8 protein-coding genes and 1 pseudogene are annotated in these 9613 nt (G+C 72.1%); 7 read left to right on the forward strand and 2 right to left on the reverse strand.

Going from position 1 to position 9613, the window contains the following annotated elements; genetic code table 11:
* Positions 1-1691 precede the first annotated feature (1691 nt).
* A complete protein-coding gene (locus tag HF526_RS33595) occupies positions 1692-1889 on the forward strand; it encodes a hypothetical protein (protein WP_169385692.1) in 198 nt (65 codons plus the stop codon).
* Between the two features lie 225 nt (positions 1890-2114).
* Here HF526_RS33595 and HF526_RS33600 read toward each other — a convergent pair whose 3' ends face one another.
* The gene (locus HF526_RS33600) at positions 2115-3008 is read right to left on the reverse strand and encodes an IS982 family transposase (RefSeq protein ID WP_169385693.1); all 894 of its coding nucleotides are present in this window, start codon (positions 3006-3008) and stop codon (positions 2115-2117) included.
* A 163-nt stretch (positions 3009-3171) separates the two neighbouring features.
* Between HF526_RS33600 and HF526_RS33605 the strand changes: the two genes are divergently transcribed.
* Positions 3172-3849 carry an Ltp family lipoprotein gene (locus HF526_RS33605; RefSeq protein WP_211178192.1) on the forward strand — a complete coding sequence of 226 codons (678 nt, stop codon included), beginning with the start codon at positions 3172-3174 and terminating at the stop codon, positions 3847-3849.
* A 164-nt stretch (positions 3850-4013) separates the two neighbouring features.
* Here the strand turns inward: HF526_RS33605 and HF526_RS33610 are convergent, their stop codons facing one another.
* Entirely contained in the window at positions 4014-4742 is a 729-nt protein-coding gene (locus HF526_RS33610) for a hypothetical protein (protein WP_169385695.1), read from the reverse strand.
* Positions 4743-5057: 315 nt separating this feature from the next.
* Here HF526_RS33610 and HF526_RS33615 point away from each other — a divergent pair, with 315 nt between their 5' ends.
* The 5 genes and pseudogenes from HF526_RS33615 to HF526_RS33635 all read left to right on the forward strand — a co-directional run.
* Positions 5058-6644: a ParB/RepB/Spo0J family partition protein gene (locus HF526_RS33615; RefSeq protein ID WP_169385696.1), complete on the forward strand. Its 1587-nt coding sequence runs from the start codon at positions 5058-5060 to the stop codon at positions 6642-6644.
* A 737-nt stretch (positions 6645-7381) separates the two neighbouring features.
* Positions 7382-7921 carry an Rv3235 family protein gene (locus HF526_RS33620; RefSeq protein ID WP_169385697.1) on the forward strand — a complete coding sequence of 180 codons (540 nt, stop codon included), beginning with the start codon at positions 7382-7384 and terminating at the stop codon, positions 7919-7921.
* 173 nt (positions 7922-8094) lie between these two features.
* Positions 8095-8357 (forward strand): annotated as a pseudogene (locus HF526_RS33625) (WhiB family transcriptional regulator).
* Between the two features lie 172 nt (positions 8358-8529).
* Entirely contained in the window at positions 8530-8979 is a 450-nt protein-coding gene (locus HF526_RS33630) for a DUF3846 domain-containing protein (protein WP_169385698.1), read from the forward strand.
* Positions 8980-9041: 62 nt separating this feature from the next.
* Positions 9042-9613: bifunctional DNA primase/polymerase (locus HF526_RS33635; protein WP_169385699.1), on the forward strand; the 572-nt coding region annotated here is incomplete at its 3' end.

The following is a 9613-nucleotide window of genomic DNA, read 5'->3' on the forward strand; positions in this document are numbered from 1 at the left end:
CGACGGTGTACAGCTCCGAACCAGCCGCCATCGCCGGCAGCGACGCCAGCGGCACGCACTTGCTCTTCGGGACCCCATGCACATCGACGTAGAACCCGAACACGAACTCCACACCCCTGTCGGCGAGGGCTTTCCGAACTATCGCCACGTCAGGCAAAGACGCCTCCTTCATCGAGATTCGATGAACATATGAGTCTAAACATCGAATGTCAATCAATCTAGGTGTGCCTAGGTCGAAACTCGGCTCGACGGGCGGCGCTGGCTGGAGCGTGTCAGCGGCTGACGTTGCTGCACGCCGCACGGCGGCCGTCCGCGGAGCCCGAGTCCGCGGCGCCCGTGCGCCGGGCAGAAACCGCCGACGCCCGGGCATGCAGGCCGGGTATGGGCGTCCACCGGAGTTCCGGAGAAGGCGGCGGATCTGGTCGAGAACCGGCCCGTGCGGTCGTCGACGTCGCGGGTGGCCTCGCTGATCAGTGCACCGGCGACCCCACCCCCTGGTGGCGGCGGGAGCGGGCGCAGCGAGGTCGCTGGTCGGTCGCCGTGGTGCTGCGTCGGGGCCGGGCTGCGCGCTGAGTGCGGGACCGCGGACCTTGCACAGCGCTGCCTCGTCGGTCTGTGCCCCTCGAGCTGCGGGGAGCCAGGAAGTGCCCGGCAGGAGCGGCGGACTGGAGGAAGACGCGTGCCTATCCCCTATGCGCCCGCGCGAGAACTGAGAAGCGGACGCCCGCTGCTGGATACCTCGGCCTGCTCCAGTGGGCTGCTGGCCCCTGCCCATCCTCGAGTTCGGCGATGGGGGCCGCCACGAACCGTCGAGATCCCCACCCCAGCCGATCGCCACGGAGCTGCTCGCCGCGGTCGGCAATCCTCGTGTGCTGGACGAGTCGGACGGCGGCCCTGCGGGCTCATGCTGCCCGGCATCGACCTGGAGCAGCACCGCCACGCCGCCGCGGGAAGAATCGCGCAGCCCGGCGAGGCGGCCGTGCCTTGAACCTTGCCGTAGGCCATCGCGCTCTGCCGCTAGGTCAAACCTCAGGATGAGGCTGTCTTAAGAAATCCCACCCGGGGTTCCCCGCCGTTGCCGTGGTCAGGTTCGCCCGCGCGGGTCCAGCGCCACGCGCAGCGCGTCGGCCAGCGCCCGCACCGCGCGGCGTACCTCTCGTTCGGCACCCGCCGGCCCGCGTCCAGCTCGATCGCGGTGTTGTGCAGTATGTGCGCGATCTGTCCCGCGGCGGCCCGGTTGGTCACGAGCCCGGGATGACCAGCGAGCAGCTCGGCGATGGTGTGCAACGCGCCGGGCCTCGGCAGCCTCGCAGTCCCCACCGCCGGTTCCGGTCGTAGCGACTGTCGCTGCCCACGGCCAAGGCTCCTCCGACGCGGTGTGGCGTCCGGGGTGCTTCCCCCACCCCGGACGCCGCGACCGAACAGTAGCACAAGACTCGAACATATGTTCTACACGGCATCGGTGACGCGCCGAGCCTGCTCGGGATGGCACGCAAGGTCGCGGCATTGCGTGCTTCGCTCCACTCGGACTGATCGACCGGTGTCCGACGCCGATTGATGAGGGGTTACTCGCGTCCTGCTGGTCGGCGGGTGGGGGTTCATAGCCCGCGCCGGCGGGGCCGAGTCCGCAGAGAACTCGGAAGGGCCCATGCTGCTGCTCGGCCCCTGCACCGGCCCCGTGGTGACGTCAGATGGGAGCCGTGGCCGAGGACGGGCAGCAGGTGGAGAAGCCGCGGACCGTACGAGAGCGGGTGTTGGCCGCGAAGATGAACCCGGAGCGGTTCGAGTCGATGTTGGCCGCGGGCCGGGTGTGGCTGAACGGGGAACCGGTGACCGACCCGGACACCCCGGCCCCGCCGGGCACGTCGATCGCCTACGGCCCGGGCTGATCACCGCGGCGGGCTCGGGCGGGCGGGTCCTCGTGGTCAGACGTGGATCCACGTGGTGGAGCGCCGCGCGATCTCATAGATCGCGTCGACCTCGCGGGTATCGAATCGGCCGGGCAGTGCACGTCGCCGGGCCAGTCCCAGACCTGCACCACTCCGCCGACCACCGCGATCATTGGCATGGCGACGGTTGCCGCGGTCGTCCTAGACGAGTAAGTCCCAACTCGATCAGTGGTCGTAGGCGATCAGGGATCGGGTGACGGGCTGGCCGGTGGCGCGGTTGTGCCAGATCGCGGCGGTCAGAGCGAGCAGCCGCTGGGCGACGCGGGCACCGACGCCGTCGATGCTGCGCCCGCCGTGCAACTCCAGGTCGAGCTGGCCCTTGAGGGTGTCGTTGACCGACTCGATGAGCTGGCGGATCGGTTTGAGCAGGTGCTCTCCGGGGCGCGGGGTGCGGTTGCGGTAGGACGGGCGCAGCAGCGTCACCCCGCGCTCGGACAGGTAGCGGTCGAGCTCGGCGGAGACGTAGCCCTTGTCGGCGATGATGGTCAGCCCGGGCCGGTCGCCGGTGAGAGTGGGGTCGTGGTCCAGGATGGCCATCAGGACCTGGCGTTCGTCGAGCTTGGGGTCGGCCAGCGCCCAGGTGATCGGCAGCCCGGCCGGGGTGGCGACCAGGTGCAGGCGCAGCCCCCAGAAGAACCGCGAGTGGCTGGCGCAGTAGCCGTAGCCGGCCCAGCCGGCCAGGTTCGACCGCTTCACCGTCGGGCGCGAGCGGGCGCACTCCACCGGGGTGGAGTCCACCACCCAGACCGGGTCGGTCCACAGGTCGGTGTCGGTGGCCAGGGCCCGGATCAGGCGCTTGAGCAGCGGCACCGCCGCCCGCAGGCGCTTGTTGTAGCCGGACTGGCCGGGCAGGTACGGAAACGCGCCGGGCAGGTGCCGGGGCACGAACCGCAGCCAGCGGGCCTCCGAGCGGACCCCGAGCAGGACCTGGGCCACGGCGAGGGTGAGCAACTCGGCGTCGGAGAGCCTGGGCGGTCTACCCGTGCGGGTGCGACGGCCCAGATGGTCGTCGATCTTGACGTAGAGTGCGGTAAGGAGGGTGTTCAGGTCGGTCGTCACAAACTGATCTTGAACACCCTCCGTCCACGTCTACGGTCGCCCCGACGTTAGGAATTACTCATCTAGGGGCCGTTTACATACTTGGCGGCGCAGGGCTTCCACAGTTTTGATGATCCGGTGTCGCCAACTGCAACACCCGATCCTCCCGCGCGACGTAGGGGTTGTGACAACCTCGCAGGCCCCGCAGGGCCCTTCCCAGAACATCCCGCCCGACCAGTACCCGCAGCAGGGCCAGATCCCGCAGCAGTGGGGCCCGCCGCCCGCAAACTGGGCGCAGCAGCCGCCGCAGCCCCCGGCTCCGAAACGACGGCGGAAGTGGCCCTTCATCGTCGGCGGCGCCGCTGTGCTGATCGTCGTCGTCGCCGCCGCAGCGGGCGCCAACGATGGACGCACAGAGTCCCCGACCGCAGCGGCTCCGACCTACGCGCCCGCCGTCATTCCGCCCACCCCGATCGCCGCACCGCCCCCGGCCGCAGTGCCCGCACCGAACAACACGGCGTCCGCCCCCGAAACGTTTGCTGCGGCCCCGCCGGAGCCGACCACACCTGCCCTGTCGGTGAGCCGACAGAACGCGGTCGAGTCGGCTGAGAGCTACCTCAGTTTCAGCGCGTTCTCCCGCCAGGGCCTGATCGACCAGCTCAAGTACGAGGACTTCTCCACCGCCGACGCCACGTACGCCGCCGACCACGTCACCGTCGACTGGAACGAGCAAGCCGCGAAGTCCGCGGAGAGCTACCTCAGTTTCAGCGCGTTCTCCCGCCAGGGCCTGATCGACCAACTCAAGTACGAGGGCTTCACGGCCGCGCAGGCCAAGCACGGCGCGGACTCGGTCGGGCTCTGACCCCCTGCCGTCCCGGCTTCGGGCTGCGCACCCCGCGCGAGGTTGTCACGCACCCGCGGGCGCGCATAGAAGACGAGCCCCCACCACCCGTCATGGGCGGTGGGGGTTCGTCCGTTGCGCGACTCCGCCCTTGGCTGCGGCGACCACGGTGGGGCGTCGAGCCGCTAGTCGGGGGTGGTCTGGTCGCGCAGCTGCGCGGCGTAGGCGCGGGCCTTCGCCGCCGCAGCGGCGTGCTCGCCAGCCTCGTTGGGAGGAGCAGTCTTCGCGAGGGCCTCCTCGAGCTCGGCCTCCCGCTCCGCGATCGGGGCCAGCAGCCCCGGCGGTGGGGCGCCCTCGTAGGAGGCCCACAGCTGGCGGCGCACCCCAGCGAGGTGCAGCAGCTCGCGCAGCGGGTTCATCCGCTCCAGCGCGTCGCTGACCGGATGCTCGCCGGCGATCGGATCGCCGGGCTCCCGGTGGCGCACCACCCACTCATCCAGCCGCCGCGCCACCAGCCCCGGCGGGTCGGCGAGCACCTCGGGCAACCCCTCGTCGTCGACCCGGCCCCGGACAGCGGCCCGCTCCATCTGCTCGTTCCACCGCTGCGCCACCGGCTGCCAGCGCTTGTGCGCCGACGACCGGGTGACACCAAGGACCGCGCCGATCTCCTCCCAGGTCGTGCCGTCCTCCCGTTCCACCACCACCGCGGCCGCCAGGACCTGCTCGGCGAGCTCGGCGATCCGCAGCGCATCGGCCAGCAACGCCCCGTCGTACCCACCCCGCCCCGCCCCGGTGGGCACCAGCCCGCGGGCGAAGTCCGAGGCCTCCCGGGCGACGGCTCCGAGCGCGAGATGCGCCAGAGACCGCGAGGTGTACGGGGCGCCGGCCACCGGATCCGGCCACAGATCACTCATGGCGTCAGCCTAGGAGAAACATGCTGCCTATTGTCAGCCTGCGGATGACACCTGTGGATAAGGGCGGCCCCCGCAGGTCCACGCCTGCAAGCCCGGGCGCCGGGGGATGTGAGGCGGCATTTCCGCCCGCTTCCTAGCGATCGAGGGCGGGTCGGGTAGAGCCGAATGATGGGGCGCTCGCGCCCTCAAAAGCCCAGCTCAAAGCCGGTTTCCGAGTTGACTCAAGGTCCGAGTGACTGTAAAATACGATCTGTTGAGAGGGACCGACAAGCCTGTCTCGACACTGCAACCGAAACCCCGAACAGGGAGCCACGAATGCAGACCGTTCACATCGACCAGCTCGTCGACCTCGACGCCGACCGGGACCTGCGCGAGGACCGCGGCGACGTCGCCGCACTCGCCGAGTCCATCGCCGAGCTGGGCCTGCTCGAACCGCTGACCGTCATCCCCCGCGAGGACGGCAGGTTCACCATCTACGCCGGACACCGCCGCCGCGACGCCGTGCGCCGCGCCGCCGAGCTGCTCGTCGCCGACCCCGACCACTACGACCTCAGCGCCGAGCAGGCCGCCGCCCGGGCCGAGCAGTTGCACCACGTCCCCTGCTACGAGCGCCCCGACCTCGCCGGGCGCGACGTGCTCACCCAGATCGCCGAGAACGGCGAGCGCCTGAGTCTGACCGACGCCGAGCGCGCCCGCGGGCTGCAGCTCGCCCTCGTCGACGGGCTCGACGCCCGCGCGATCGCGCGCGCCACCGGGATCAAGCTCGCCACCGTCCGCGCCGCGGACAAGGTCGCCGCCCTGCCCGAGGCCGCACAGAAGGCGCTGGCGACGGGCCAGCTCGGGCTCGACGAGGCGGCCAGCCTTGACGAGTTCGCCGACGACGCCAACGCCGTCGAGCGCATCCTGCGCGGCAGCCACCTCGGCTACGCCCTGGCCGAGGAGCGCCACAAGCGCGACCGCAAGGCCAAGGCCGCGCAGCTGCGCGAGCAGCTCACCGCCGACGGCTACGTCCTGGTCAGCAAGCCCAAGGACTTCCCCTGGTCCAGCCGGGAGGCCGAGCTGGGAGACCTCGCCGACGCCGAGGGCAACCCGCTGACCGTCGCCGAATACGGCCTGGCCGAGGGGCACGCCGTGTTCATCGACAGCGCCAGCTACGCCGAGCCCCGCCCGGTGCACATCTGCCGCGCCCCCGAAGCCCACGGCCACACCCGGCTGCGCCCCACCGGCTACGTCTCCCCCGACGAGATCGCCCGCCGCGAAGCCGAGGAGGCCGCCCGCCGCGAGCACGCGGAGAAGATGAGCGCCGCCCGCGACGTGCGCGCGAAGTTCCTGCGCAGGCTCATCGGCAGCCAGAAGGCCGCCGCCAAGCACACCGACCTGCTGCTCACCATCGCCGCGCGCTGGCCCGACCTGATCGACGCCGGCCACCGCCACCCGCTCGCCGAGCAGCTCTGCCCCCAGCCCGAGCAGTGGACCCCCGCCCGCATCCAACAGTGCGCCGTCGCCACCGCCGTCCTGGGCATCGACGACCACGCCGAACGCCTGCGCGGCTGGAACGTCAAGCACGAGGCCGCCCTGTGGTGGTGGGACCAGCTCACCACCCTCGGCTACGACATCACCCCCGCCGAGGTCGAGCACCGCGCCGCCACCCAGGCCGCTTACACCGCCGAGCAGGCCGCACGCGCCGCCGAGCAGGCCGCACGGGCAGCCGCCGAGGCCGAGGACGAGGAGGACGAGGACCAGGAGGACGAGCCGGGCGCCGACGAGCAGGACTGCGAGGACTGCGAGGACTGCGAGGACTGCCACGCCGCCCCGACTCAGACCACTGCCGCCGGGTGCCAATGGACCGCCGACACCGACGAGACCGGCCAGGACGGCGAGCACGACGCCCCCGCGGCCTGATCAACCCGACCGGACGGCCGATCCCAATACCGGGGTCGGCCGCCCGGTCACATCAGCACCAGGTGGCACCGTGGCCGGCCGGCGTGCAGCGGCTGCCGGGGTCGGGGGTGGTGGGGTGCGGGCTGGTGCCGCGGGTGGGGTCTCTCCTCGCGTCGTCGGTCTCGACGGTGCCCGGGAACCTGCCGGCACGCCAGGCCCTTCGGCCGCTTCGCGGTCGCCTGCGGCGAGCCTGGCCCGCCGGCAGAACCCCGGGCATGTTCCGTCGCGCCGACGCGAGGAGAGACCCACCAGCTTCCCGGGCGGCGGTGTGCCCGCGCCCCGGTTGATGCGCCGGCCCTGGCGGGCCGGATCCCTCCGGGGGCCGGGCGCTGCCCGGACCCGGCCTCGCTTCAGAGAGCCCGAACAACCCCGGACATGGACGATGGCCGGTGACCAAGCCCTCGCGGGCTCGCCTCCGAAAAGGCGCCGACAAGTGATCACCGGCCATCTGTGCCCCGGCCCGCAACCAGGCACCCGAGAGCCCCTGAATGACCAGAGCAGTCCCGCCAGGCTAGCGCACCACCACCCGACACGAGGACACCGCCGGACCCGCGCACCCAGGCCGCCCCCGCCCACATTTCCCCCGCTCAGCACGGGTTTCCTGTTGACCATCCCACCCAGCCGACTGTAAAATCAGAGATGCAACGAGGGGAACGACAAGCCCCGCACCGCAGCCGAACACCCGAGGAGGCGCCGAGATGCGAACCACTGACACCGCGCAGACGACCGAGACGACCGAGGCCAGCTGTGGCCCCATCGTGGTCAGCCGGGCCCGTTACGAGCCGATCCCCGACGAGCACGCCGCGGTGGTGCTCACCGAGTGCCCGCAGTGCGGCCACGACCTGACCGAGTCCGCCCCCGCCCAGGTCGCGGCCCGCCCGGCCCCCGCGCTGCTCGGCGAGATCACCGCCGACGTCACTCGCGATCCCGCCGTCGGTCCCCGCGCCCACCGGGTGCTGGTGACCCTGCTCGAAGCATTGGACGGCCGCCGCCCGTACTCCCAGATGGTCGCCCTGGCCACCCCGCAGGTCATCCGGTACCTGCGCGTCGCCGCCGAGCTCTACCGCCGCGACCACTCCCCCTCCCGCGTGCTGTCCTGTCACGTCAGCCAGCCCCACGAGGGTGCGGCCGAGGTCGCCGCCCTGTGCCGGATCGGGCGCCGCGCCCGCGCCCTGGCCGCACGGTTCGAACTCGCCGAGGCCGGCGACTGGCGCTGCATCGCCCTGCGGGTGCTCTGAGCACCCCGGCCCGGCCGGGGGCCGGCCACGGGATGGTCACCACCCTCTCCCGCGCCCCCGAGGTGCACTGACCCACCACGGCCGGCCCTGCACGGGGCCGGCCCCCGGTGGTCAGGCGGGGACCGACAACCCCGCCCGACACCGCGCAACCACAACCCGAAAGGAGGCCCGCCGTGGCCGACTACCGAAACCGCGCCCGCTGCCGCAACGAGGACCCGGAGCTGTTCTATCCCCTCGGCGAGGGACGCGCCTTTGCCGAGCAGATCGCCGAGGCCAGGAGGTGTGCGAGGCCTGCCCCGTCCGCGCCGAGTGCCTGGAGGATGCGCTCGCCCGCCGCGAGCCCGACGGCATCTGGGGAGGCCTGACCGCCGACGAGCGCCGCGCCCTGCTCCGCCGTCAGCGCGACCAGCGGCGCCAGCTGCCCCGCGCCAGCTGAGGTCGAGGCGATGAATCGCCGAGATCGCCGCCGTGCGAACGCATGTTTTCCCAGCTCAGAGCGCCTTTCCTGTTGACGATGCGCCGCGCGAGACTGTAAAATAATTACTGTCCGAACGGGACGACAAGCCCGAGACGACAATCCGCAACCAGGCACCCGAAGGAGCCAGAAGATGACCAACCAGATCGCCACCGTCGAGACCATCCGGGGCGTGCTCGTCACCGTCGACCGCCAGGTCAGCACGGTCGAGCTGCCCGCCGAGGACGTGCTGCGCGGCATGTACCGGGCGATCGGCTGCCGCACCGTCGAGCGGGTGCCGCTCGCGACGGTCCCGACGCTGGACATGTGGGTCGACGAGGACGGGCTGTGCACCGCGACGCCGCGGCTGAACCAGGTGGCGACGTTCATCGCGCACGCCTTCCAGATTCACCCGACGCACGGGGACCCGGACCTCGACCGGTTCGCCCTGCAGCCCTACGCGGGCAACGCGCTGTTCCTGTCCGCGAACGACGAGGGGGACTGCGTGGACGTGCCGAGCGGACTCGACCGGCTCTGGGAGGCCGCGAAGGCCCTCGGCGACGGTGGCGTCGCGACCCTGCTGGCCGAGGCCGCCGGACTCTGACCCCCTGGGCCGGTGGCCACCTCCCACAGGTGGCCACCGGCCCGCCCCTGAGAGGAGGGGACATGACGAACCACCCGACGAGCAAGCTGGGCCGGCTGGGGCAGGCCGCGCTCGCCGCCGCCGAGGCCGGGCACCACGTCTTCCCGCTGCACCCGCGCACCAAGTTCCCCGCGGTGGAGAAGTGGGAGCAGGCCGCGACCCGCGACCCGGAGCAGATCCGGCAGTGGTGGAGCACACGGCCCTACAACCTGGCGCTGGCCTGCGGCCCGAGCGGGCTGGTGGTGGTCGACCTCGACGACGCCCACGGCGAGCCCGCGCCCGAGCCGTGGACCGGAGCGAGCGGCGGCCGCGACGTGCTCGCCCGCCTGGCCGCGAAGGCCGGGCAGCCGGCACCGGCGGGCACCTACACCGTGTCCACCCCGACCGGTGGGCTGCACCTGTACTTCCGCGCCCCGGCCGGGACGAAGTTCCGCAACACCGCCGGGACCCTGGGCTGGCGCATCGACACCCGGGCCTGCGGCGGGTACGTGGTCGCGGCCACCTCGGTCCGCGACGAGGGCTACTACCGGGCGGTCAACCGCGCGCCGATCGCCGAGCTGCCCGCCTGGCTTGCCCGCGCGCTCACTCCCCCGCC

Origin of the sequence: Pseudonocardia acidicola (assembly GCF_012911935.1) — a bacterium.
Lineage (GTDB): Bacteria > Actinomycetota > Actinomycetes > Mycobacteriales > Pseudonocardiaceae > Pseudonocardia > Pseudonocardia acidicola.

Bases quoted from the DNA above. Each gene is read 5' to 3' on its own strand.
- HF526_RS33615 (WP_169385696.1), top strand. From the start codon at position 5,058: ATGCAGACCGTTCACATCGACCAGCTCGTCGACCTCGACGCCGACCGG.
- HF526_RS33595 (WP_169385692.1), top strand. From the start codon at position 1,692: ATGGGAGCCGTGGCCGAGGACGGGCAGCAGGTGGAGAAGCCGCGGACC.
- HF526_RS33610 (WP_169385695.1), bottom strand. From the start codon at position 4,742: ATGAGTGATCTGTGGCCGGATCCGGTGGCCGGCGCCCCGTACACCTCG.
- HF526_RS33630 (WP_169385698.1), top strand. From the start codon at position 8,530: ATGACCAACCAGATCGCCACCGTCGAGACCATCCGGGGCGTGCTCGTC.
- HF526_RS33620 (WP_169385697.1), top strand. From the start codon at position 7,382: ATGCGAACCACTGACACCGCGCAGACGACCGAGACGACCGAGGCCAGC.